Raw genomic sequence first — 24,165 nt, forward strand, 5'->3', positions numbered from 1 at the left:
GAACGGCCTCGGCCTTCTCTTTACTGCGCGGCGCCTTGGCTGCCGCTTTTGCCGGAACCTTGGCCGCGGCTGCCGGCGCCTTGGCGCTGGTGGCCTTGGTGGCGGCCGCGGCCTTTGCCGGCGCCTTGGCTGTTGCGCTGGCCTTGGCCGGCGCCTTTGTCGCTGCCGCGCTGGCCTTGGCTGGCACTGCTTTTGGCGCTGCCGCCTTTGCTGCTGTTTTTGGCGTTGCCGCCTTCGCGGGTGCCTTCGATGCTGCCGTCTTTGCCGGCGCCTTGGTGCCGGCCACCGCCTTGGGGGCCGCCTTTGCCGCCGTCGCCTTGGCCGGTGCCTTGGCCGGTGCCTTGGCTGCCGCCGGCTTGGCCGGCGCGGCCTTCGTTTTAGCGGGGGCTGCCTTCACCGCGGCTGCCTTCGGGGCTGCCTTGCCTGCCGCCGTCGCCTTGACCGCACCCGCCTTCTTGACCGGGGCCGCGGCCGCCGTCGTCCTGGCCGAAGCGGCCTTTGCGGTGGGGCGCGACGCCGTCTTGGCCTTGGCCGTGCCCGTGGACGCAGCCTTGGCGGAAGTCAGGGCCGGCTTGCGTGCTGGCGTTGCCGCAGCGCTGGCCTTTTTTGCGGTCTTGCTTACGGTTTCCTTCATATTGGCATCCCGATGTCTTATCCTCGCCCCGCCGGCGAGTCGGCATTTCAGTCGTCAAACAAAGGCGATGCGCTGTCTCTCGCGGCCGGTGGCTGCCGGCCGTGGCGCACCGCAAAACCGGGATAGTTTATACCAAACATTGTTCCAAACCGTGGATAAATACGTCCTTCGGTAAATTTTTGCCAATGAAGACCATTTTGCTGCCACGCGCCTCGTCATCCGCCCACTTTGCACCGAGGTCGCTGCCCATCATTTGATGCACGCCTTGGAACACCACCTTGCGCTCGGCGCCTTGCATGTATAAGACACCTTTGTAGCGCAGCATGCGCGGGCCGAACACCTGCACCAGCCCGCCCAGGAATTCGTCCAGGCGCTGCGGGTCGAACGGCCGCTCGCTCTTGAACACGAAGGCGGCGATGTCGTCGCTGTGGTGGGCATGGTGGTGGTCGTGGTGGTGCTCGTGCTCGCAAGCCTCGCCGTGGGCGTGGTCGTGGCCGCATGCATGGTCGTGCTCGTGCTCATGTTCCTCTTCCTCGAGGAAGGCCGGGTCGAGCTCGAGCTTGTCGTTCAGGTTGAAGCCGCGCAGGTCGAGCACCTCGGAGATCGGGGCCCGGCCGAAGTCCGAGGTCGAGATCGGGGCGCGCGGGTTGATCCGCTTCAGGCGCGCCTTCAGCTCGGCCAGGGCGGCCGCGTCCACCAGGTCGGTCTTGGACAGCAGGATCTTGTCGGCGAAACCGACCTGGCGCTGGGCTTCCTCGTGCTCGTCCAGCTGCTGCATGGCGTGGCGCGCGTCCACCACCGTCACCACCGCGTCCAGCAGGTAGGTCGAGCCGACCGCCTCGTCCACGAAGAAGGTCTGGGCCACCGGGCCGGGGTTGGCAAGGCCCGTGGTCTCGATCACCACGTGGTCGAAGTGCAGCTCGCCGGCGGCGCGCTTGTCGGCCAGGTTCGACAGCGCCACGATCAGGTCGCCGCGCACGGTGCAGCAGATGCAGCCGTTGTTCATCTCGACGATCTGCTCGCCGCTGTCCTGCACCAGGATCTCGTTGTCGATGTTTTCCTGGCCAAACTCGTTCTCGATGACGGCGATACGCAAGCCGTGCTCCTCGCGCAGGATGCGGTTGAGCAGGGTGGTTTTGCCGGCGCCGAGAAAGCCGGTCAGGATGGTGGTCGGGATCAGTTCCATGTTTCGCTAACGAGTCGTTGGCCGCCGTTGACGGCTTGGATAATCGGGGGATTATGCCCCAATTTGCCGTGGCCCACCATGAAGCGTGCCCGAAATTGATGCAGGTCAAGCGATCGCGTCGCTACTTGGCCTTGGCGCGCGGATGGGCCCGGTCATAGACGGCCGCCAGGTGCTGGAAGTCGAGCGAGGTGTAGACCTGGGTCGAGGTGATGCTGGCGTGCCCGAGCAGCTCCTGCACCGCGCGCAGGTCGCCCGAGGACTGCAGCACGTGCGAGGCGAACGAGTGGCGCAGCACGTGCGGGTGCACGTGCACCGGCATGCCGGCGCGCAGCGCATGCTGTTTCAGGCGCTGCTGCACCACGCGCGGCGAGATGCGGGTGGCGCGCGCCGACAGGAACAGGGCGGCGCTGCCGTCGCGCGCGGCCGGGCGCACCGCCAGCCAGGCCGCGAGCGCCTCCAATGCCGGCGCGCCCACCGGGACCCGGCGCTGCTTGTTGCCCTTGCCGGTGACGACCACCTCCTGCGCGGCGCGGTCGAGCCACCCGCGCGAGGCCGGGCGGCCGGCGCCGGCCGGGGTGAAGTCCAGGTCCAGCCCGACCAGCTCGGACACCCGCAGGCCGCTCGAATAGAGCAGCTCGAACATGGCCCGGTTGCATAGCTCGAAGGGTTCGGGGTGGGGACTGGCACCGGCTTCCATCAGCCGCACCGCGTCGTCCACCGCCAGCGCCTTGGGCAGCGACCTGGCGCGACGCGGCGCGCGCACGCCCTGTACCGGGTTGGATGGCAGGCCGGCGCGCGGGGCCAGCCAGTTGAAAAAGCCGCGCCAGCCGGACAGCTTGCGCGCGATCGAGCGCGGGTCCTGGCCGGCAGCGTGCAGCTTGGCGGCGAAGCGGCGGATGTCGAAGTGGGTCAGGCGCGCCCAGTCGGCGTGGCCGGCCAGTTCGGCCAGCTCGGCCAGGTCGCGGCGGTAGGCCGCCACCGTGTGCGCGGACAGCTGGCGCTGCGTGGCCAGCTCGGCCAGGTAGCGCGCAACGGGGTCCGGCTGGCCCGCGGGCCCGTCCATGTCAGCCCTGCAGCTTGGCCAGCGCGGCGCTGGCGGTTTCCAGGATGTGGACCAGGAAGTCGGTGCCCATCTGGCTGGTGAAGCGCTCCGGGTCCGGCGAGCCGAGGATCAACAGGCCGAAGGTGGCCTCGCCCGCGCGCAGCGGCAGCATCACCACCGATTGCACCTGCTCGGCCGCGTCGAGCCAGCGCACGGCCTCGAAGTCCTTGTTCGGGCCGCAGTAGGGCGCGCGCAGGCTGGCTGCGAAGATGCGGGCGTCGTCCGACACGCCGGACGCGAACCAGCACTCGGCGTGCTGGGGCGCCAGGTTCCACAGGCGCAGCGTGGCGTAGGGGACGCCGAATTCCTTGACCAGGCCGTCGAGCAGGTCGCGCGGCATGGCCTCGCCGCCGGGCGATTTGAGCAGGGCCTGGTTCCAGGCGTGGAAGCGGTTGGCGATCGCCGCGTTCTCCTGCGCGATGCGCACCAGCTCGGCCATGCGCAGCTCGAGCGCGCGGTACTTGTCGCGCATGACTTCCATCTGGCGTTCCTGCAGCGACACGGCCTTGCCGGTCACCGGGCTGGCCAGCCGGACCTCGCCCAGCAGGCCGGCGTACTCGTCAAAAAAATGCGGGTGGTCGGCCAGGTATTGGGCGACGGCGGCGGAGTCCAATGGTGCGGTCATGGGGTGAGCGTACAAAAAAATTATTGTGCGCAATTCTACCCGCTGGCCGCGGATGGCGGGGCAAAAATACCGTGCCCGCGGCCACCCGCGCTGTCGCCGCCGTTCGCCGCGCTCAGAAGCGGTGCCGTACGCCGACCTGGAGGGCGGCGCCGTCCTCGCCCGGGCTGGGGGTAAAGCCGCCGGGCGCGCCCGCGGTGCCGGGCGAGAACTGGGCGAAGTTGCTGTTGCGGATGAATGCCCCGGCCACGTAGAAGTCGGTGCGCTTGGACACGAAGTAGGTGTAGCCGAGCGCAAACTGGGTGGCGTCGCTGTCGGCCGAGGTGCGGTCGTTCTGGTGCGCGACCGAGGCCGTGATCCTGCCCGGGCCATAGCGGTACTGCAGCCCGACCTGGAAGCCGAGCGCGTTCTGCTCGGTGTTGCGGAAGATGTTGCTGATGAAGGAACTGCGCAGTGCGGCGGCGGTGGGCGCGCCGAGCGGGGCCAGCAGCGGCGCGATCTGCGCGTCCCAGCCGGTGATGTAGTCGCGCATCAGCGGCGTGTTGGTATTGCGCTCGTAGTGCACGCCGGCAAAGAACTTGTAGTCGCCCCAGGTGTACGAGCCGCCGAAGGTGGTGGTGCGCAGGCTGGGCGCGTCCTGCTGGTCGTAGCCGTGGTTGTGGCCCAGCCCGATATCCCAGCCGTGGTTCTTGTAGGTGATGTTCACGCCAAAGAACTTGTTGTAGCGTTCCAGGTAACCCGAACCTTTGCTGCCGACCATCAGCACCCCGCCAAAACCGCTCGGGTGCACGATGCGGTATTCGACCGAGCGCGAGGAGCGCAGGTCCGACGGGATCGCGGTATAGCCGGCGGTGCCATACAGGATCAGGCCCCAGTTGCCGGCGGTGCCGGCTTCGAAGGCATCGGTGGCGGCGAACACCTCGTAGCCCGGCGTGTACAGGCGCCCGGCGAGGATCGCGCCGAACGGCGTGATCATGCCGATCATCGAGGTGCGGTCGAACAACGCCTTCTGGAAGTTGACTGCCGGCCCGCCCGGCGGCTGGGTGGCGGTACGCACCGCCTGCAGCACCGCCGGCGGGAAGTTCTCCATGCCGTGCGTCAGGAACAATCCCTGGTTTTCGTTAAGCAGGGTCGGCCACTGGGTGCCGGTGTCGAGCTCGACCCGGGCCTCGAGATTGAACACGGCCTTGTAGCCGCGCCCCAGTTCCTCGCTGCCCTTGAAGCCCAGGCGCGAGCCGTCCTCGCCCCCGCTGATGACCTTGGTCGGCCCGCCGCGCTGCCACATGATGCCGGCGTCGGCGACGCCGTAGATCTGGATGTTGTCCTGGGCCAGGGCCGGGCCGCAGCAACATGCGGCGAGCGGGACGGCCAGAAGAGTCTTGTTCATTGCATCCCCCAATCAGTTGTCCATGAAACTGCTTGCCGCCGCCCGGCCGATCCTTCGGGCAACCTGTCCAGCCAACTGCAGCACACCGAACGAGCCGGTTGCGCAAATCACACAGGGCCCAGAAGTGGCAAGGGCGGGCACGGTTTCCCGTGCCCGCCCTTGCGGTGGTGTTGCTTGCCGGGGGTAAGGCTAGCCAGCGGCTAGCCGAACGGCCCCTGTCGTCAACTTAGAACGAGTGGTTCACGCCCACGTCGTAGTGGTTGACGGTCGACGGATTGGCCAGCAGGCCGGCTGCCGTCGTGATGTCCTTCTTGCGCGAAGCGTCCACGTACAGGTAGGTACGCTTGGACAGGCTGTACTCGTAGCCCAGCGAGAACTGCTTGGTCTTGGCAGCGCCGTCCGGATGCTTCTGGCCGTAGCCGGCCAGGACTTTGCCCGGGCCCATGGCGTAGGTTGCGCCCAGCACCCATGCCTTGGTGCGCGGGTTGAACGCAGCGGTGTGGCCGCGGTCCTGGCGGGTGTAGGTTGCCATCAGCTTCAGGTCTTGCACCGGAGCGATGATGCCGCCCAGGGTCCAGACCTTGGTCTCGATCGCGTTGCGCTCATAGCCGAACATGGCCGATGCCGGGCCGTTGTTGTAGGTGGCCGACAGCGAGAACGGGTTGGCCGAGGCTTCGGCGCCAACCGGGTATTGCGGTGCAGCGGCGGTGCCGTTGCCGACGATGGCGGTGGCCAGGCCGGTGTTTTCCTTGGTGGCGACAGCGGCGTTCACCTGGAAGCCGCCCCACAGGTTGGCCGGCGAGTTGTACCAGAAGGCGTTCGACCAGCGGTTGTTGCCCGAACCAGCCGGATCCAGCGGAGCCGAGTTGTAGCCAGCGACGGTCAGGTCGGTGTAGAAGCCGGCCGGGGTCGGCAGCGAGTGCCACGGCTCGTAGGCGCCGACGGTTTCCTGGTACGGGGTCAGGCCACGGCCGATGCGGACCATACCGAAGTCGCCTTGCAGGCCGACGCGGCTCTGGCCCTGGAACAGCGGACGGTTGGCGACTTCAACGGTGCCGGTGTCCGGCTCGTAGCGGATTTCCAGTTGGAACAGTGCTTTCAGGCCGTTGCCCAGCTCTTCGGTGCCTTTGAAGCCCAGGGTGTTGGCGGCGCGCTTGCCGATGTTCAGGGTCTGGCCGGTGCGCTTGATGAAGCCCGCATCGACGGTACCGTAGATCTGCACTGCGGTTTGCGCGTGTGCCACGCCGGCGAACGCGCCAAACAGCGCCACTGCCATCAGTGATTTTTTCATTTATTCGGATCCTTTTTCTAAAGTGAAACGCAAAAACTTGGGGGGCGTTGAGACATGGGGTTGCTGAACGCTTGGGTGTCTGAACCTTAAATGCTTAACGCGTCAAGATTGTTGGATTAGTCAATTATGAGCCTTGCACTTGGTGGAAAGCCAATAAATCCAATTGTGCTGTTGTATTTTCGAAACGCATCACTATGGTGCAAACTGGGCTGCTGTGCTTGGTTTTGGCGCGCGCAGGCCCGTGGCGCCGGCCTGTGCGCACCGCTTTGGGGTTTGTGCGAAATCAAGCGCGGTCGGGTTCGAATCGAATCGCGCGCAGGGCTGGCTTAGACTTTGGCCCAACAAAAAAGCGCTCGCACCGGCCTGCCTCTATTTATATATTGGTAACTTTGCCGGGGGCGCAGGTCCCACTGACAAGCGAGTTGAACCGATGGCAAATCGTGAAGAACTGGCGATCATCCGCAGCGCGCGGGCCGGCCACGCGTCGGCGCAGCTGGAGCTGGGCAAGCTCTACCTGTTCGGCAGCGCCGGCCTGCCCAAGAGCCTGCCCACCGCACTGCACTGGCTCGACCGCGCCGCGCAGCAGGACTGTGCCGAGGCCTGGCAGCTGATCGGAACCCATATCCCGCTCGAGCTGGCGCAGCAAAGTGCGCGCCCGGTCGCGGCCTGGTACGAGCGCGCCTGGGAAGATGGCAACCTGCGCGCCGCCCTGGTCTATGCCCAGCTGGTGCTGGGGCAGGGGAACGCCCCGCGCACCGGCCCGCGCGACAAGGCCGTGCGCGCTCTGGAACAGGCCGCCCAGGGCGGTTTTGCCGAAGCGCAATGGCTGCTGGCGCGCCAGCATGGCGTGGCCGAGGCCGCCGTGGCGTCCGACCCGGCGCCGGCCCCCGCGCCCGCCAGCGTGGCGCCGCCCGCGCAGCGCTGGCTGCGGCGCGCGGCCGAAAGCGGGGTTGCCGAGGCGCGCTTTGCGCTGCTGGAGCAAGACTGGGAGCAGGGCCAGCAGGGCGCCTACCTCGAACGGGCGCTGCCGCTGGCGCGCGCGCTGGTGCAGGCGGCCGAGGCGCGCGGCCGCGCCGGCCCGCGCCTGGCGCCCGACGAAGTCCGGCTGCTGTCGCGCTGCGCCCGGCTGGCCGCATCAAGCACCGGGGCGCACGATCTTCCCGCTGCCGAACTGCAACGCTTCTGGGAACTGGCCGCGGCCGAGCACGACCGGCACGCCCAGCTGGCCATGGGCCTGTGGTACGCGCGCATGCAGGTGGACGGCAAGCGGGTTGGCGCGGGCGCCGGTTCGGCCAACTTCAAGAAGGCGATCCGCTGGCTGACCCTGGCCGGGGAGCAGGGCCTGGCCGAGGCCTGGTACGCACTGTCGCGCATTTACGTCAAACCGGAATTTTCCCAACGCAACGTTGCGGACGCGCAAAAATATCTGGAACGGGCGGCCGAGATGGGGTACCGGGCGGCGCAGCTCGAGTGCGGCCTGTCGGCCTGGCGCGCGCGCCGCGAAAACGAAAACAACGACGTGCGCGCGGTGTACTGGCTGCAAAAGGCGGCGGCCCAGGGCTGTGCCGAGGCGGACGCCGCGTTGCGCAAGATCGCGCCGCGGCCCGACCTGCCGGCCTACACCGAAACCGGCCAGCTGGCCGCGGCCGCGCCCGGCCTTGCGGCAACCCATCCACTGCTGGCGGCCCGGCTGGAACTGGCGGCACTGTTTCGCCTCAGCCGTGCCGAGACCTTGCTGCTGGACGTGAAGGCGGCTGACCGCGGGCACTGCCTGGTGGTGGATATTCGCGCCAGCTACGGGCGCAGCAAGCGCCGGCTGGTGGCGATCGAAACGGCGCCCGAACGGCAGGCGCTGGACCGCATCGTGCGGGTCTTCGACAACATCGACTGCGGCCCAAGCGGGCCGGAAGGAAACTACCGGCAGCGTCTGTACCGGCTGCGCACCTTGCTCGGCGCGCCGGCGGCCGAGGGCGAGGGGCTGGACTATGGCATCGCCGCCTGAGCGCGGCAGCGGGGCAAACCCGGCGGCCGGCGTCCTTCCTCCAGCCGGCGCCGGGTCCGCCGGGGCCCGGTCAGATTTCGATCTCGCCTTCGAAGACCGTGACCGCCGGGCCGCTCAGGTACACCGGCTGCCCGTCGCCGGCCCAGGCGATCGACAGCTCGCCGCCGCGCGCCGACACCCGCACCGGCGAGTCGAGCAGGCCGCGCCGGATGCCGGCCACGACCGCCGCGCAGGAACCGGTGCCGCAAGCCAGCGTTTCGCCGGCGCCGCGCTCGAACACGCGCAGGCGAATGTGGTGGCGGTCCACCACCTGCATGTAGCCGGCGTTCACGCGCTTGGGAAAGCGCGGGTGGTGTTCGATCAGCGGCCCGGTGTCGGCCACCGGCGCGCTGTCCACGTCGTCCACCACCTGCACCGCATGCGGATTGCCCATCGAGACCACCGACACCAGCACTTCTTGCTCCGCGCCGCCCACCGTCAGCGCCAGCGGCCACAGGGTGTCGCCCCCTTGCGGGCGGCCGGCAAGGCCAGTGCTGTCGAACGGCACCTCGGCCGGGTCGAGGCGCGGCGCGCCCATGTCCACCGTCACGTTGCCGTCCTCTTCCAGGCGCGGCGCAATCACGCCCGACATGGTCTCGACACGGATGCTGCGCTCGCGCGTGAGTCCCTTGTCCACCACAAAGCGCACGAAGGCGCGCGAGCCGTTGCCGCACTGTTCCACTTCGCCGCCGTCGTTGTTGAAGATGCGGTAGCGGAAATCGATGCCCGGGCTGCTGGCGCGCTCGACCACCAGGATCTGGTCCGCGCCCACGCCGAAGCGGCGGTCGGCCAGGCGGCGCCACTCTTCCGGGCCAAAGTCGATGTGCTGGTTGATCGCGTCGATCACGACGAAATCGTTGCCGGCGCCGTGCATTTTGGTGAACTTGAGTTTCATTTGTCAGAGATCGTAGAGCGAAGGCTCGCCCGGCGGGCGCGTCTTGTAGCGTTTGTGGGTCCAGAAATATTCCGACGGCGCCTCGCGCACGCGCTCCTCGATGAAAGCGTTCATGCGGCGGGTCGCCTCCAGGATGTCGTCGCCCGGGTAATTTTCCCACTTCGGATAGAACACCACGCGCCAGCCCTTGTAATTGGGCAGGAAGGTGGCCACCACCGGGATCACCTTGGCGCCGGTCGTGGCGGCCAGGCGCGGCAGCGCGGTCAGCGTCGCGGCCGGCACGCCGAAGAAGGGCACGAAGGCGGCGTCCTTTTCGCCGAAGTCCATGTCCGGCAGCATGAAGTAGGGCAGCCCGTCGCGCAGCGCGCGCAGGATCGGCTTGATGCCCTCGTTGCGCGTGATCAGGCGTACCGGGCCCCAGCGCTCGCGCCCGCGGCGCAGCAGCGCGTCGAAGGTCTTGTTCTTCTGCGGCACATAGATGGTGGAAACGGGAATGACGCGCGAGGCCACGCCGGCCACGTCCAGGCACACGAAGTGCGGGCACAGCAGGATGGTGGGGCCGCTTTCCATCTCGGCCTGCGGCACTGCCGGCTCGATATGGATCAGGCGGCGCAGGCGCTCGGCCGGCGCCCACCACAGCAGCGAGCGTTCGAAGATGCTGCGCGCGTAGTTCTGGAAGTGCTTGTGCGCGATCGCGCGGCGCTCCTTTTCCGACAGCTCCGGCATCGCCAGCCGCAAATTGGTCAGCGTGATCTTGCGGCGCTTGGGGATCATGACGTACATCAGGCTGCCCACGGCCTCGCCGAAGCGTCCCAGGATGGGCAGCGGCAGGAAGTGCAGCAGCCACATGAAGAGAATCAAGAGCCTCATGCGACCGCCTCCGATTCCGGTGCGGCCACGCCCTGCGGCTGCTTGTAGCGGTTGTAGCTCCAGAAATACTGGGCCGGGCAGCGCGCGATCAGCCGTTCCATCGCCTGGTTGATCGCCGCGGCCTGCTGCGCCGGCGTACCGGACAGGTCGCCCTCGAACGGGAAGAAGCGGATCACGTAGCCCCGGCCGTGCGGCAGGCGCTCGGCGTAGGTGAGCAGGATGTCGGCCTTGCCCAACTGTGCGAGCTTGGCCGGCAGCGTCATGGTATAAGCGGGGCGTCCGAAGAACGGCGCCCACACGCCTTCGCCTTCCTGCGGCACCTGGTCGGGCAGGATGCCGACCGGCTCGCCGCTGCGCAGGCACTTGACCAGCATCCGCACCCCGGACAGGTTGGCCGGCGCCAGGTGCAGGTTCTGGCGCGCGCGCGCACCCTCGACCAGCGGCTTCAAGGCCGCCTTGCGCGGCGGGCGGTACATCACGGTGAGCGAAATGTCGCGCGCCACGCGCTGCGCGGTGAGCTCGAAGCAGCCCAGGTGCGGGGTCAGGAACACGATGCCGCGCCCGGCATCGAGGGTGTTGCGCACGATGTCGTAGTTTTCCACCGTGATGTGGCGTGCCACCCGCTCCGGATCGGCGCACCAGGCAAACGCCAGTTCGGTGATCGCCTTGCCGGATTCGGCCACGGCCGCATGCAGGTGCTCGCCGTAGCCGGCCTGTTCAAGATTGCCGCGCAGGCGCCGCCGATGCGAGGGAGAAACGAGATACACCAGCCAGCCCAGCGCCGACCCGAGGGTGTGTAGCACAGGCAGTGGCAGGTAGGAAATGACGCGGAATAAGAAAACAAGCATTCGATTGATCGAGGTACAAGCGCGAGCAGGCCACCTCAACAAAATCACAAAAGAGCGTAAAATACCACTTCCAGCAGGATCCGCGGAGTTAATGACAACTTGCGAAGCGGAATATAAATCTCGCTAAAGCGTCGCAGGCACCTGTTGCTGCGGCATGTTTTTATTGAACAGTAACTGGAGCCTCAATGTCCAACGAATTCCTCTTCACCTCCGAATCCGTCTCGGAAGGCCATCCCGACAAGGTCGCGGACCAGATTTCCGACGCCATCCTCGACGCCATCCTCGAGCAGGACCCGCGCGCGCGCGTGGCGGCCGAAACGCTGTGCAACACCGGCCTGGTGGTGCTGGCGGGCGAAATCACCACCCACGCCAACGTCGATTATATTCACGTCGCGCGCAACACCATCAAGCGCATCGGCTACGACAACACCGACTACGGCATCGATTACAAGGGCTGCGCGGTGCTGGTGGCCTATGACAAGCAGTCGCCCGACATCGCCCAGGGCGTGGACGAAGGCGCGGGCCTGGACCTGGACCAGGGCGCCGGCGACCAGGGCCTGATGTTCGGCTACGCCTGCGACGAGACGGCCGAGCTGATGCCCGCCGCCATCCACTACGCGCACCGCCTGGTCGAGCGCCAGTCGCAGCTGCGCAAGGATGGCCGCCTGCCGTGGCTGCGCCCGGACGCCAAGTCGCAGGTCACGCTGCGCTACGTCAACGGCCGCCCGGTCGCGGTGGACACCGTGGTGCTCTCGACCCAGCACGCGCCGGACGTGACCCATTCGCAGATCGAAGAGGCGGTGATCGAAGAGATCATCAAGCCGGTGTTGCCGCGCGAGTGGCTGGGTGGCACCCGCTACCTGGTCAACCCGACCGGCCGCTTCGTCATCGGCGGCCCGCAGGGCGACTGTGGCCTGACCGGCCGCAAGATCATCGTTGACACCTACGGCGGCGCCGCGCCGCACGGCGGTGGCGCGTTCTCGGGCAAGGACCCGTCCAAGGTGGACCGCTCGGCCGCCTATGCGGCGCGTTACGTGGCCAAGAACATCGTGGCGGCGGGCCTGGCGCGCCAGTGCCAGGTGCAGGTCAGCTACGCGATCGGCGTGGCCAAGCCGATCAACATCACCGTGTACACCGAAGGCACCGGCGTCATTTCGGACGAGAAGATCGCCCAGCTGGTGATGGAGCACTTCGACCTGCGCCCGAAAGGCATCGTGCAGATGCTCGACCTGCTGCGCCCGATCTACACCAAGTCGGCCGCCTACGGCCACTTTGGCCGCGAAGAGCCCGAGTTCACCTGGGAGCGCACCGACAAGGCCGCGCTGCTGCGTGCCGAGGCTGGCCTCTCGTAAGCCGCGTCGTCCCGGCGCATCCTCGGCGGCCCCGCCGGGACCCATGCTGAGCCCGCTGTGTGATATCAATTGAGCCGTCGTCCCCGCGCAGGCGGGGACCCATAGACCGCTTGCCCTTGCAGAAGAATGCGCGGGCCACATAAGTTCAGCATGGGTCCCCGCCTGCGCGGGGACGACGTAGTTTGGTAGCCCGACCAGCCACCTCGTGCTAAACTAACCAATTCCGAGGAGCGTTGCGACGAAGTTCCCCACTTCGCCAGGCTCGGATACTCACCAACCGCGCTCACGTTACTTTTTTCAACCATTGAAAGGAGGGCGTGATGAGCGCCGTACTGAAAGACATCAAAGACTTCCTCGTTGCCGACATCTCCCTGGCCAGCTGGGGCGAGAAGGAAATCCGCATCGCCGAAACCGAAATGCCGGGCCTGATGGCGATCCGCGAGGAATATGCCGCCAGCCAGCCGCTCAAGGGCGCGCGCATTGCCGGTTCCCTGCACATGACGATCCAGACCGCGGTCCTGATCCGCACGCTGGAAGCGCTGGGAGCCCAGGTGCGCTGGGCTTCGTGCAACATCTACTCGACCCAGGACCACGCCGCCGCCGCGATCGCCGCCGCCGGCACCCCGGTGTTCGCCGTCAAGGGCGAAACCCTGGACGAATACTGGGAATACACCCACCGCATCTTCGAGTGGCCGGGCGAAGAGCATGCGAATATGATCCTCGACGATGGCGGCGACGCCACCCTGCTGCTGCACCTGGGCGTGCGCGCCGAGAAGGACATCGCGGTGCTGGCCAACCCGGGCTCGGAAGAAGAGATTTGCCTGTTCAACGCGATCAAGGGCCGCCTGGCGCGCGATCCGCAGTGGTACTCCAAGCGCCTGCCGTGTATCAAAGGCGTCACCGAGGAAACCACCACCGGCGTGCACCGCCTGTACCAGATGCACAAGGACGGCAAGCTGGCCTTCCCGGCGATCAACGTGAACGATTCGGTCACCAAGTCCAAGTTCGACAACCTGTACGGCTGCCGCGAATCGCTGGTGGACGGCATCAAGCGCGCCACCGACGTGATGGTCGCCGGCAAGGTCGCCGTGATCTGCGGCTACGGCGACGTGGGCAAGGGCTCGGCCCAGGCCATGCGCGCGCTGTCGGCCCAGGTGTGGGTCACCGAGATCGACCCGATCTGCGCGCTGCAGGCGGCCATGGAAGGCTACCGCGTGGTGACGATGGACTACGCATGCGAACACGGCGACATTTTCGTCACCTGCACCGGCAACTACCACGTGATCACCGAGCAGCACATGCTGCGCATGAAGGACCAGGCGATCGTCTGCAACATCGGCCACTTCGATAACGAGATCGAAGTCGCGGCGCTGCGCAAGTACCAGTGGGAGAACATCAAGCCGCAGGTGGACCACGTGATCTTCCCGAGCGGCCGCCGCATCATCCTGCTGGCCGAAGGCCGCCTGGTGAACCTGGGCTGCGCGACCGGCCACCCGTCCTACGTGATGAGCTCGTCGTTCGCGAACCAGACCATCGCCCAGATCGAGCTGTTTACCAACACCGCCGAGTACCCGGTTGGCGTCTACACCCTGCCCAAGAAGCTGGATGAGAAGGTCGCCCGCCTGCAACTGAAGAAGCTCAACGCTCAGCTGACCGAGCTGACCGAAGAGCAAGCCACGTACATCAACGTGAGCCAGGAAGGCCCGTACAAGCCGGACCACTACCGCTACTGATCAGCGCGAAAGGCACGGCCTGCGCCGTGCCTTTTTTTTCGACTTAAAATACGAACAACTGCACCCACGAAAGATTGTCCATGCGCCTGCTCGTCACCTGGTTGATCAACGCGGCCGCCTTGCTGGCGCTGCCTTACCTGATGCACTCCGTCGTCGTGAGCGACTTCGCTACCGCGCTGCTCGCCGCCCTGTTCCTGGGGCTGGTCAATACCCTGATCCGTCCCGTACTCGTGTTGCTGACCCTGCCCGTCACCCTGGTGTCGATGGGCCTGTTCATCCTGGTGATCAACGCTTTCCTGTTCTGGCTGGTAGCGCAGGCAGTGGAAGGCTTCAATGTGGCCAGCTTCGGCTCGGCCTTCATCGCGGCCATCCTCTACAGCATCATCTCGTGGGCGCTTTCTACTCTCATCCTCAAGAATGATTGAAACGCCAAATTTCAGCATCGAGTTCTTCCCGCCCAAGACTGCCGAGGGCGTGGAAAAACTGCGCGTCGTCCGGCAAAAGCTGGGCGAACTCCAACCGAAGTATTTTTCCGTGACCTTCGGCGCGGGCGGCAGCACCCAGCAGGGCACGCTCGACACCGTGCTCGAGATCATGGGTGAAGGCCACCAGGCCGCGCCGCACCTGTCGTGCGTGGGCGGCACGCGCGCCTCGATCCGCGCCATCCTGGCCAACTACAAGGCGCATGGCATCAAGCGCCTGGTGGCGCTGCGCGGCGACCTGCCCAGCGGCTACGGCGGCGCGGGCGAACTGCGTTACGCCAATGAGCTGGTCGAGTTCATCCGGGCCGAGACCGGCGACTGGTTCCACATCGAGGTGGCGGCCTACCCCGAAATGCATCCGCAGGCGAAATCGCCGCAGGACGACCTGCAGAACTTTGCCCGCAAGGTGAAGGCGGGGGCGAATGCGGCGATCACGCAGTATTTCTACAACGCCGACGCTTATTTCCACTTCGTCGACAACGCCCGCAAACTGGGCGTGGACGTGCCGATCGTGCCAGGCGTCATGCCGATTACGAACCACATGCAGCTGGCGCGCTTTTCGGACATGTGCGGGGCCGAGATCCCGCGCTGGGTGCGCCTGAAGCTGGCCAGCTTTGGCGACGACAGCGCCTCGATCAAGGCCTTCGGGCTGGACGTGGTGACCGAGCTGTGCGAGCGCCTGCTGGCCGGCGGCGCGCCGGGGCTGCACTTCTACAGCATGAACCAGGCGGCGCCGACCACGGCGATCTGGCAGCGCCTTGTAACACGTCAGGAGACTTAACACCGTCGTCCCCGCGGAGGCGGGGACCCATAGACCGCTTGCGCGGCCGGCCTGCAGTGAATGGCCGCGTGGCTGTTGCGCTCAGCATGGGTCCCCGCCTCCGCGGGGACGACGTGCATAGGGTGTGGCTGCGCTCAGCGCACCTGCGAAATCTCGGTCACGATCACATCCAGTGGCACATCATGCGCGGCATGCGCGAACAGCGCCTGCTGGCACGCATACGCGATCCCCAGCGTGGCCGGCCGCGGCTGGGCCGCCAAGGTGCGGTCGTAGAACCCGCCGCCGTACCCCAGCCGGTAGCCGTCGGCATTGAACCCCAGGCACGGCACCAGCATCGCCGGCGGCCGCTCGACGAAATGCAAATCGCCCGGCACCTGCACACCCATGCCGTCTGTCACCATCGGGTCGCCCGGCGTCCATGCCGCGAACGCCAGCGGCGCATCGCGCGACACCACCACCGGCAGCGCCAGTTGCGCGCCTGCCTGCACCAGCTCGGAGTACGCGGCGCGCAAGTCCGGCTCGCCATGCACCGGCCAGTACACGCCCAGCACCGACGGCTGCCGGCGCCGCCACCAGGCCACCACCTGCGCACCGATGTGCGCGTCCCACTGCACGCGCTTTTCCAGCCCGATCTCGCGCCGCGCCGCCTTGAGCGTTGCGCGCAGCGCGCGCTTGGCCTCGTCGCCATTGCTGCTGGTTACACTTGCACCCGAGGCTGGCAGCCCGGACGAGCCACATGGTATTCTTGATGCGCCGGTCATGGTTTGAACGAACCGTACATTGAAAGCTGCATTGATGTTTCCGTCGAAATTAATCACCGGCGCGATCCTCGCCGCTGCCAGCGCCCTTTGCCTTGCGGGCCAGGTGCCTGATCATGACACGCCCGCCACAAGCGCGCCCGTTCCGGCCGCGCCGCCCCAACCGGCCCAGGTGGTGGTGCCGCCGGTTGCCGGCGAGGGCGCCCAGCCGGCTGTTCCGAGTGCCACGCCCCAGGCCATCAACCCGCAGGCCGACGACGAGACTTTCCTGCTGCTGCGCGAAGCCGCGCGCCAGGATGACGCCGCCAAGGCCAACGCGCTCGCGTCGCGCCTGCCCGGCTACGCCATCCCTTCCTATGTCGACTATTATCGTCTGAAACCGCGGCTGCGCGAGGCACCGCAGGAAGAAATCCGCGCCTTCCTGCGACGCTGGGATGGCACCGCGATTGCCGACCGCCTGCGCAACGACTGGCTGCTTGAACTCGGGCGCCGCCGCGACTGGCCCGCGTTCGACCGCGAGCTGCCGCTGTTCGTGAAGAACGACGACTACCAGGTCCGGTGCTACGCGCTGCTATCGCGGCTGGCAAAAGGCGAAAAGGTGGCCAGGGACGCACGCGCCTTGCTCACCATGCCGTCCGGCTATGGCGAAGCGTGCAACGCGCTGCTGGTGCAGCTCGCCCAGGCTGGCCAGTTCACCCAGGCCGACCTGCTCACCCAGCTGCGCCTGGCCGGCGAGATGAATGCCACCGGCCCCGCGCGCCGCGCCGCGCAACTGCTCGGCGCATCCGAAACCCGCGCCGTGCAGGCGGTGGACCTGCCCGCGCTGGCACTGGCGCGCGGCGTCGGCAAGACCCCGGCCGAGCACCAGATCTACCTGGTCGCCGTCGGCCGCATGGCGCGCACCAGCCTCAAGCTGGCGGACCTGGCGCTGAAAAAGAACGGCCCCAAGCTGTCCGCAGAAGAACGCGCGATCGGCTGGTCCAACATTGCGCTGGCCGCCTCGATCGCGCTCTCGCCGGAGGCCTGGGACGACTGGAAGAAGGCCGCCGGCGCGCCGCTGTCGGCCGACCAGCTGCAGTGGAAGACGCGCATCGCGCTGCGCCAGGGCGACTGGAAGACGGTGCGCACCACCATCGAGGCCATGCCCGCGCCGCTGCGTGACGACCCGGCATGGGTATATTGGCGCGGCCGCGCGCTGCTGGCGCAGGGCGAGCGCGAGGATGCGCAGGACCTGTTCCGCCGCATCGCCGACCAGAACAGCTTCTATGGCCAGCTCGCGATGGAAGAGCTGGGCCAGCAGGTGACGATTCCGCCAGCGGCCCGGCCGCCGACCCCGGCCGAGATGGCGCAGGTGGCGGCCAACCCCGACTTCCAGCGCGCGCTCAAGTTCTATGCCTTGCGCCTGCGCTTTGAAGGCACGCGCGAATGGAACTGGGGCCTGCGCGGCTACAACGAGCGCCAGCTGCTGGCCGCCGCCGAGTTCGCGCGCAGGAACAACATCCTCGACCGGATGATCAATACCTCCGAGCGTACCCGCACCGAGTTCGACTACACCCAGCGCTTCCCCGATCCGCACGACGACATCATGCACCCGACGGCGCAGGGCCTGGGGCTGGACAAGGCCTGGGCCTACGGCCTGATCCGCCAGGAGTCGCGCTTCATCTCCGACGCCCAGTCGGGCGTGGGCGCGTCCGGCCTGATGCAGGTGATGCCGTCCACCGGCAAGTGGGTGGCGGCCAAGATCGGCCTGACCGAATTCGTGCATGGCATGCTCAACGACCTGAAGACCAATATCACCCTCGGCGCCAACTACATGAGCATGGTGCTGGCCAACGCCGAGGGCTCGCAGGTGCTGGCCACGGCCGCCTACAACGCCGGCCCGGGCCGCGCGCGCGCCTGGCGCGGCACGCTCGCCGCGCCAATGGAAGGCGCGATCTTCGTCGAGACGATTCCCTTTACCGAAACACGCAACTACGTGCGCAACGTGATGTCGAACGCGACCAACTACGCGGCCCTGTTCGACAAGCGCCCGCAGTCGCTCAAGGCCCGGCTCGGCACGATCACGCCGCGCGGGCAGAACAATCTTCTCCCCTGACCAGCGAGGTCCCATGCGAGACATGACGGTGGTGGTGTTCGGCGGCTCCGGCTTCATCGGCAGCCATCTGGTGGCGCAGCTGGCGGCCGAGGGCGTGCGCGTGCTGGTGCCCACGCGGCGCTATGAAAACGGCAAGCACCTGATCCCGCTGCCCGGCGTGGACGTGGTCGAGGCCGACATGTACGACCCGGCCACGCTGCGCGAGCTGGTGCAGGGGCGCCACGCCGCGATCAACCTGGTGGGCTTGCTGCACTCGCGCCGCGGCACGCCGTGGGGGCCGGACTTCCAGCGCGCCCACGTGGAGCTGCCCAAGAAGATCGTGGACGCCTGCGCGCTCGAAGGCGTGCCGCGCTACCTGCACATGAGCGCCCTGGGCGCCGACCGCGACGGCCCGTCGATGTACCAGCGCTCCAAGGCCGAGGGCGAGGTGATGGCGCGCAGCCACCCCGAAGTGGCGGCCACCATTTTCCGGCCGTCGGTGGTGTTCGGCCCCGAGGACAACTTCATGAACATGTTCGCGCGGCTGCAGCGCTTTTTGCCGGTGATGCCGCTGGCCTGTGCAACCGCGACCTTCCAGCCGGTGTACGTGGGCGACGTCGCCAGCGCATTCCGCCATGCGCTGGCCAACCTGCGCACGCGCCACCTGGTGTTCCACCTGGGCGGGCCGCAGATCTACACGCTGGCCGAGCTGGTGCGCCTGGCCGGCCGCTATTCCGGGCACGAGCGCCCGATCCTCGAGCTGCCCGACTGGGCGGGCTACCTGCAGGCCATGCTGTTCGAGCTCCTGCCCGGCAAGCCCCTTATGAGCCGTGACAACCTCGACTCGATGCGGGTGGATAACGTGATCGACCCGGCGATCCAGGCCTTGACAGCCGACACGCTGGGAATCAAGCTCACAGCCCTTGAAGCGGTGGCGCCGCTCTACCTGGCCCCGCCGGTCGAACGGCTGGACCGCTTCCGTGCCCGCGCCGGGCGCTAACAACAAGAGAGAACAATGCAGACCATCGAACTTGATCCGACCCTGTCGCACACCCTCGAGCAGGCCCGCCGGCCCGGCCTGACCCTCGTCATCGGCAACAAGAACTACTCCTCGTGGTCGATGCGCCCGTGGGTGGCCGCAACGGCGTTCGGCATCCCGTTCACCGAAGTGCGCGTGCTGCTCGACCAGCCCGACACCGCCGCCAACATCGCGCGCTATTCCAGCGCCGGCCGGGTGCCGGTGCTGCTGGCGGGCGACATGACGATCTGGGACAGCCTGGCCATCTGCGAATACCTGGCCGAGCAGTTCCCCGACAAGCACATGTGGCCGCAGGACGTGGCCGCGCGCGCGCTGGCGCGCTCGGTCGTGGCCGAGATGCACTCGGGCTTTGCCGCGCTGCGCACCGCGATGACGATGAACATCAAGGCCAGCCTGCCGGGACGCGGCCGCACCGCCGAGGCGCAGGCCGACATCGGCCGCATCTGCGAGATCTGGGAAGAGTGCCTGGCGCGCTTTGGCCACCGCGGTTTCCTGTTCGGCGAGTTCTCGATCGCGGACGCGTTCTACGCGCCGGTGGTCATGCGCTTCAAAACCTATGGCGTGGCGCTCGCGCCGGCGCTGCAGGCCTACTGCGACCGCATGCTGGCCCATCCCGCCGTCGCGCGCTGGGTCGAGGAAGCGCTCGCCGAAACCGAGGTCGCCGGCGCCCACGAAGACGAGCTGCCGGACTGATGAAAACCTACGTGGTCGGCGGCGCGGTGCGCGACGAGCTGCTCGGGCTGCCCGGCTCGGATCGTGACTGGGTGGTGGTGGGCGCCACGCCCGACGACATGCTCAAGGCCGGCTTTCGCCCGGTGGGCAAGGACTTCCCGGTATTCCTGCACCCGGACACGCAGGAGGAATACGCGCTCGCCCGCACCGAGCGCAAGACCGCGCCCGGCTACCACGGCTTCGTGTTCCACACCGCGCCCGACGTCACGCTCGAGGACGACCTGGTACGGCGCGACCTGACCATCAATGCGATGGCGCGCGCCGACGACGGCGCCATCGTCGACCCCTACGGCGGCCGCGCCGACCTTCAGGCGCGCCTGTTCCGCCACGTCTCGCCCGCGTTTGCCGAAGACCCGGTGCGCATCTTGCGCGTGGCGCGCTTTGCCGCGCGCTTTCCCGAATTTCGCGTGGCCGGCGAAACCGTCGCGCTGATGCGCCAGATGGTCGAGGCAGGGGAGGTCGATGCGCTGGTACCCGAACGCGTGTGGCAGGAGATCGCGCGCGGGCTGATGGAACAGCGCCCGTCGCGCATGTTCGAGGTGCTGCGCGAGTGCGGGGCGCTGGCGCGCATCCTGCCCGAGCTTGACGCGCTGTGGGGCGTGCCGCAGCCGGCCCAGCACCATCCGGAGGTGGACACCGGCGTGCACATGCTCCTGGTGATCGACTACGCGGCTGAGCGGCGCTTCGAGCTGCCGGTGCGCTTTGCCGCGCTGATGCACGACCTGGGCAAGGGCATCACGCCCGAGGAAGGCTGGCCCAGCCACCACGGGCACGAGGGGCTCGGGACCAAGCTGGTGGCGGCCCTGTGCAAGCGCCTGCGCGTGCCCAACGACTGCCGCGACCTGGCCGTGATGGCCGCGCGCGAGCACGGGAACGTGCACCGCGCGCTCGAACTGCGGCCCAACACCATCGTCACCCTGTTCGAGCGCACCGACGCCTTCCGCAAGCCCGAGCGCTTTGCGCAGATGCTGCTGGTGGCCGAGTGCGACTACCGCGGCCGCGGCCACGACGCGCACGAGATGCGCACCCGGCCGTACCCGCAGGCGGCGCACCTGTCGCGCGCGCTTGCCGCCGCGCGCGCCGTCAATGCCGGCGAAGTGGCCGCGCGCTACGTTGATAACAAAGACAGGATTCCCGAGGCGATCCACGCCGCGCGCGTGGCCGCGGTGAAGGCCGCGTTGCACGATCCACGATACTGAACGCGGCCGGTCTGTTATCCTCTGTCGCTGTATTGTTGTGGTTGCGGGAGGATGCGATGTTTGCCGTACTGGCGCGGCGCCTGGAAAGGCTCGGTCCGCGCCGTCGACTGCAGCTCGGGCTGGCCGGGGTGCTGGCCCTGATCGCCGTGCTGGCGTTTTTGTTCATCCGCACCGAAGCGGTCGACATCGCCGCGCAAAACCAGGTGGCGCTCAACCTGCGCGAGCTGGAAAAGCTCGACGCCGAGTGGGACGCCAGCATCGTGCGCGCCCACATCGGCCGCGCCGCCGACAACCGCCGCCTGACTGCGCCGCTGGCGCGCATGCACGAGCTGGCCGCGCGCCTGCGGGCCGCGCTGCCGATGACCCACAGCGAGGGCGCCGCCGCGGCCTTCCAGCGCCTGACCGTGGCGCTCGCCGCCAAGGAGCAGCTGGCCGCCGAGTTCGGGCGCCGCACGCCGCCGCTGCGCACCGCGCTCCTGTACCTGCCGCCGGCGGTGGCCAACCTCAAGACCGACCTGGCCGGCATTGGCGGCGCGCTCGCGCCGGCGCGCATCGTGCTGCGCCTGGACGCCTCGCTCAACGACCTGCTGAGCCAAATCCTGCGCTACAACCTCGCACCCACCGACAAGCTGGCCGCGCGCATTGCCGACACCCTGGGCGACATCGAGGCGCAGGAGATCGCGTTCTCGCCTGCGGTGGTCGACACGATCGACACCATCGCGCGCCAGAGCCGCGTGGTGCTGGTCAACCGGCCGCTGGCCAACGCGCTCGAAGCGAGCATCGCCGCAACCCGCACCGCCGAGGCGATGGACCAGCTGGGCCGCGAATATGACCGCGCGTTCGACGCCGTGCTGCTCGAGCGCGAGCGCTACCGCGGCTGGCTGTTCGCCTATTCGGCCCTGCTGCTGGTGCTGCTGGCCTGGGCCGGCATGCGGCTGCGCCGCAGCTACCGCATCATCGGCGAAGTGAACCAGCGCCTGAAGGCCGCCAACGAGACGCTGGAGCAGCGCGTGGCCGAGCGCACCGCCGAGCTGCAGGCGCAATCGAAGCAGCTCGAACTGCTGGCCCAGCACGACAGCCTGACCGGCCTGGTCAACGTGCGCCAGCTCACCCGCCTGCTCGACCACGCGCTGGTGCGCGCCAGCCGCCGCGGCACCATCGTGGTGGTGATGTTCATCGACCTGGACGGCTTCAAGGCGGTGAACGACACCTACGGCCACGGCACCGGCGACGTGGTGCTGCAGGAAGTGGCGCAGCGCGTGCAGGCCAGGCTGCGCGCCGAGGATGCGCTGGCGCGCCTGGGCGGCGACGAATTCGTGATCCTGCTCGAGGAGGTGAACTCGCCCGAAGGAGCGCTGCGCGTGGCCCAGGCCGCGCTCGACGCGATCCGCAGCGTCACCCGGGCCAATGGCCACCCGGTGCGGGTTTCGGCCAGCATCGGCATCGCCAGCGTGCGCGGGCGCGACGGCGTCGAGCGCGGCGCCGAGGCGCTGCTGGCCCAGGCCGACCAGGCCATGTACCAGGCCAAGCAGGCCGGCAAGGGCGTGTTCGTGATCAGCCCGCAGGCCGAGTGGGCGGCCTAAAGACCATTTCAGAACCCCAGTCATTGTTTCCATGCTCCATGCGTGATAACTTGCGCTTCGGAATACCGTGACGCAGTGATCCTGCGTGCGCTCGAGAACGGCATGGCGGGCGCAAATCCACTACAATGCCCGCTTATTGATGCAGTGCACAAAACTGTGAGCAATTTGTTATGGTTGACAATTCGCTAAGCCGCTGGCTGACCAACCTGCGCAGGCCGACCGTCTACGTGAAGGAACTGCACGAGCGCGACCGCCGGCGCATGCTGCGGCATTTCCTGGCGCTCGACGATAGTGACCGCTTACTGCGCTTTGGCACCGTGCTCAAGAACGAGCAGATCGAGTCGTACGTGGCGAAGATCGACTTCGAGCGCGACATCGTGTTCGGCGTGGTCAACCGGCGTTTCCAGCTGGTGGGCGTGGGCCACCTGGCCTTCCTGGGCAAGGAAGGCGAGCGCGAGAAGGCGACCAGCAAGGAGCGGGTGGCCGAATTCGGCGTGTCGGTGTCGAGCTCGGCGCGCGGGCAGGGCGTGGGGACCAAGCTGTTCGAGCGCGCCGCGATCCACTGCCGCAACAGCGACATCGACACCCTGTACATGCAGTGCCTGTCGTCGAACAAGACGATGATGCACATCGCCAAAAAAGCCGGCATGCAGATCAAGCGCGAATACGGCGAGGCCGACGCCTACCTGCAGCTGCCGCCGCCCAGCCCGTCCAGCGTGCTGCAGGAGGCGTTCGAGGAGCAGTTTGCCTCGATCGACTACGCCGTCAAGGCCAACGCGCGCGCGGCGATGAAGTGGCTGGCGCCGAAGAAGTAAGCACCAGGCCAACCGCTACACTCGAACACCGTCGTCCCCGCGCAGGCGGGGACCCATGCTGAACCTGCGCGGAGTTAGCCTGTATTTCGACTACTCAAGCGGTCCATGGGTCCCCGCCTTCGCGGGGACGACGGTTTTTGGGTTGGGGGCAGATCACACGATCGGCAACGCCGTCGTCTCCTTGATCCGCTGCAGCGCAAAGCTCGACTTCACATCCAGCACGGCCGGATGGCGCAGCAGCGTGGCCATCATGAAGCGCGAGAAGTGGTCCATGTCCTCCACATGCACGCGCAGCAGGAAATCCATCTCCCCCGTCATCGCATAGCACGCCACCACCTCGGGCCAGGTCGCCACCGACTGGGCAAAATCGGTGCGCGGCGAGGTCGCCGGCAGGCGCGACGTGGCCGCCCCTTCACTGTGCTTTTCCAGGCGCACGTTCACGTACGCCAGCAGGCCCAGCCCGATCTTGTCGGGGTCCAGCAGCGCCACGTACTGCCGGATCACCCCCGCTTCCTCCAGCCGCTTGATGCGGCGCAGGCACGGCGACGGTGACAGGCTCACCCGTTCGGCGATGTCCTGGTTCGACAGCCGCCCGTCGGTTTGCAAAATCTCAAGGATTTTTCGGTCCGTTTTGTCGAGCTCGATTTTTGACATGAATCCTCCGAAGGTTCTTCGTTCTCAGCATTTTATTGCCCATTTTGCGAAAGTGGGGGAATTATTTGAAATTTAATGCTGGTTCGT

The 24,165-nt window shown here is 67.4% G+C and carries 22 protein-coding genes and 1 riboswitch; of the genes, 12 read left to right on the top strand and 10 right to left on the bottom strand.

The genetic code is table 11. The annotated features are described in order from the left end of the window. Window positions 1-35: 35 nt before the first annotated feature. Window positions 36-809, top strand: a complete 774-nt coding sequence (locus NX774_RS14985) for a hypothetical protein (RefSeq protein ID WP_258823042.1) — start codon at window positions 36-38, stop codon at window positions 807-809. Here the strand turns inward: NX774_RS14985 and NX774_RS14990 are convergent. From NX774_RS14990 to NX774_RS15010, 5 genes are all read right to left on the bottom strand, one after another. Then, entirely contained in the window at window positions 762-1,820 is a 1,059-nt protein-coding gene (locus NX774_RS14990; RefSeq protein ID WP_258823043.1) for a CobW family GTP-binding protein, read from the bottom strand. The genes NX774_RS14985 and NX774_RS14990 overlap by 48 nt on opposite strands. 121 nt (window positions 1,821-1,941) lie before the next feature. Beyond that, window positions 1,942-2,883, bottom strand: coding sequence for a tyrosine recombinase XerC (gene xerC, locus NX774_RS14995; protein WP_258823044.1), 942 nt, complete (start codon window positions 2,881-2,883; stop codon window positions 1,942-1,944). 1 nt (window position 2,884) lies between these two features. Continuing rightward, window positions 2,885-3,547, bottom strand: a complete 663-nt coding sequence (locus NX774_RS15000) for a DUF484 family protein (RefSeq protein WP_258823045.1) — start codon at window positions 3,545-3,547, stop codon at window positions 2,885-2,887. Between the two features lie 112 nt (window positions 3,548-3,659). Next, a complete protein-coding gene (locus NX774_RS15005) occupies window positions 3,660-4,931 on the bottom strand; it encodes a porin (protein ID WP_258823046.1) in 1,272 nt (423 codons plus the stop codon). 226 nt (window positions 4,932-5,157) lie between these two features. Further along, on the bottom strand, window positions 5,158-6,222 hold the full coding sequence (locus NX774_RS15010; RefSeq protein WP_258823047.1) for a porin: 1,065 nt from the start codon (window positions 6,220-6,222) through the stop codon (window positions 5,158-5,160). 430 nt (window positions 6,223-6,652) lie between these two features. On the opposite strand from NX774_RS15010, the gene NX774_RS15015 reads away from it, so the two are divergent. Then, window positions 6,653-8,224 carry a tetratricopeptide repeat protein gene (locus tag NX774_RS15015; protein ID WP_258823048.1) on the top strand — a complete coding sequence of 524 codons (1,572 nt, stop codon included), beginning with the start codon at window positions 6,653-6,655 and terminating at the stop codon, window positions 8,222-8,224. A 70-nt stretch (window positions 8,225-8,294) separates the two neighbouring features. Here the strand turns inward: NX774_RS15015 and dapF are convergent, their stop codons facing one another. Genes dapF through NX774_RS15030 form a run of 3 tightly spaced genes read right to left on the bottom strand, consistent with a single transcriptional unit; the run spans window position 8,295 to window position 10,876 of the window. After that, on the bottom strand, window positions 8,295-9,158 hold the full coding sequence (gene dapF, locus NX774_RS15020) for a diaminopimelate epimerase (protein WP_258823049.1): 864 nt from the start codon (window positions 9,156-9,158) through the stop codon (window positions 8,295-8,297). Between the two features lie 3 nt (window positions 9,159-9,161). Beyond that, window positions 9,162-10,028: an LpxL/LpxP family acyltransferase gene (locus tag NX774_RS15025; protein ID WP_258823050.1), complete on the bottom strand. Its 867-nt coding sequence runs from the start codon at window positions 10,026-10,028 to the stop codon at window positions 9,162-9,164. Continuing rightward, on the bottom strand, window positions 10,025-10,876 hold the full coding sequence (locus NX774_RS15030) for a lysophospholipid acyltransferase family protein (protein ID WP_258823051.1): 852 nt from the start codon (window positions 10,874-10,876) through the stop codon (window positions 10,025-10,027). The genes NX774_RS15025 and NX774_RS15030 overlap by 4 nt, the downstream gene beginning before the upstream one ends. Before the next feature lie 185 nt (window positions 10,877-11,061). Here NX774_RS15030 and metK point away from each other — a divergent pair, with 185 nt between their 5' ends. The 4 genes from metK to metF all read left to right on the top strand — a co-directional run bounded on the left by metK (window position 11,062) and on the right by metF (window position 15,224). After that, on the top strand, window positions 11,062-12,228 hold the full coding sequence (metK, locus tag NX774_RS15035; protein ID WP_258823052.1) for a methionine adenosyltransferase: 1,167 nt from the start codon (window positions 11,062-11,064) through the stop codon (window positions 12,226-12,228). 219 nt (window positions 12,229-12,447) lie between these two features. After that, window positions 12,448-12,520, top strand: a riboswitch (S-adenosyl-L-homocysteine riboswitch). Window positions 12,521-12,548: 28 nt separating this feature from the next. Further along, window positions 12,549-13,961: an adenosylhomocysteinase gene (gene ahcY, locus NX774_RS15040; RefSeq protein WP_258823053.1), complete on the top strand. Its 1,413-nt coding sequence runs from the start codon at window positions 12,549-12,551 to the stop codon at window positions 13,959-13,961. Between the two features lie 80 nt (window positions 13,962-14,041). Beyond that, window positions 14,042-14,386 (top strand): phage holin family protein, encoded by a 345-nt coding sequence (locus NX774_RS15045; protein WP_258823054.1) that lies wholly within the window; start codon window positions 14,042-14,044, stop codon window positions 14,384-14,386. Beyond that, window positions 14,382-15,224 (top strand): methylenetetrahydrofolate reductase [NAD(P)H], encoded by an 843-nt coding sequence (gene metF, locus NX774_RS15050; protein WP_258823369.1) that lies wholly within the window; start codon window positions 14,382-14,384, stop codon window positions 15,222-15,224. Before NX774_RS15045 ends, metF begins: the two co-directional genes overlap by 5 nt. A 134-nt stretch (window positions 15,225-15,358) precedes the next feature. Here the strand turns inward: metF and NX774_RS15055 are convergent, their stop codons facing one another. Next, a complete protein-coding gene (locus tag NX774_RS15055; RefSeq protein WP_258823055.1) occupies window positions 15,359-15,985 on the bottom strand; it encodes a 5-formyltetrahydrofolate cyclo-ligase in 627 nt (208 codons plus the stop codon). 34 nt (window positions 15,986-16,019) lie between these two features. On the opposite strand from NX774_RS15055, the gene NX774_RS15060 reads away from it, so the two are divergent. The 6 genes from NX774_RS15060 (at window position 16,020) to NX774_RS15085 (ending at window position 23,424) form a co-directional block, all read left to right on the top strand. Further along, the gene (locus NX774_RS15060; protein ID WP_258823056.1) at window positions 16,020-18,077 is read left to right on the top strand and encodes a lytic transglycosylase domain-containing protein; all 2,058 of its coding nucleotides are present in this window, start codon (window positions 16,020-16,022) and stop codon (window positions 18,075-18,077) included. Between the two features lie 13 nt (window positions 18,078-18,090). After that, entirely contained in the window at window positions 18,091-19,056 is a 966-nt protein-coding gene (locus tag NX774_RS15065; RefSeq protein WP_258823057.1) for a complex I NDUFA9 subunit family protein, read from the top strand. Between the two features lie 15 nt (window positions 19,057-19,071). After that, window positions 19,072-19,788 (top strand): glutathione S-transferase family protein, encoded by a 717-nt coding sequence (locus tag NX774_RS23530; RefSeq protein WP_258823058.1) that lies wholly within the window; start codon window positions 19,072-19,074, stop codon window positions 19,786-19,788. Next, window positions 19,788-21,026 carry a multifunctional CCA addition/repair protein gene (locus NX774_RS15075; RefSeq protein ID WP_258823059.1) on the top strand — a complete coding sequence of 413 codons (1,239 nt, stop codon included), beginning with the start codon at window positions 19,788-19,790 and terminating at the stop codon, window positions 21,024-21,026. Before NX774_RS23530 ends, NX774_RS15075 begins: the two co-directional genes overlap by 1 nt. A 56-nt stretch (window positions 21,027-21,082) precedes the next feature. Continuing rightward, window positions 21,083-22,609 (top strand): diguanylate cyclase domain-containing protein, encoded by a 1,527-nt coding sequence (locus NX774_RS15080; RefSeq protein ID WP_258823060.1) that lies wholly within the window; start codon window positions 21,083-21,085, stop codon window positions 22,607-22,609. 170 nt (window positions 22,610-22,779) lie between these two features. Then, the gene (locus NX774_RS15085; RefSeq protein ID WP_258823061.1) at window positions 22,780-23,424 is read left to right on the top strand and encodes a GNAT family N-acetyltransferase; all 645 of its coding nucleotides are present in this window, start codon (window positions 22,780-22,782) and stop codon (window positions 23,422-23,424) included. 153 nt (window positions 23,425-23,577) lie between these two features. Here NX774_RS15085 and NX774_RS15090 read toward each other — a convergent pair whose 3' ends face one another. Next, window positions 23,578-24,078, bottom strand: coding sequence for an Lrp/AsnC family transcriptional regulator (locus NX774_RS15090; protein ID WP_258823062.1), 501 nt, complete (start codon window positions 24,076-24,078; stop codon window positions 23,578-23,580). Window positions 24,079-24,165 lie beyond the last annotated feature (87 nt).

Origin of the sequence: Massilia agilis (assembly GCF_024756255.1) — a bacterium.
Taxonomy (GTDB): Bacteria; Pseudomonadota; Gammaproteobacteria; order Burkholderiales; family Burkholderiaceae_D; genus Telluria; species Telluria agilis.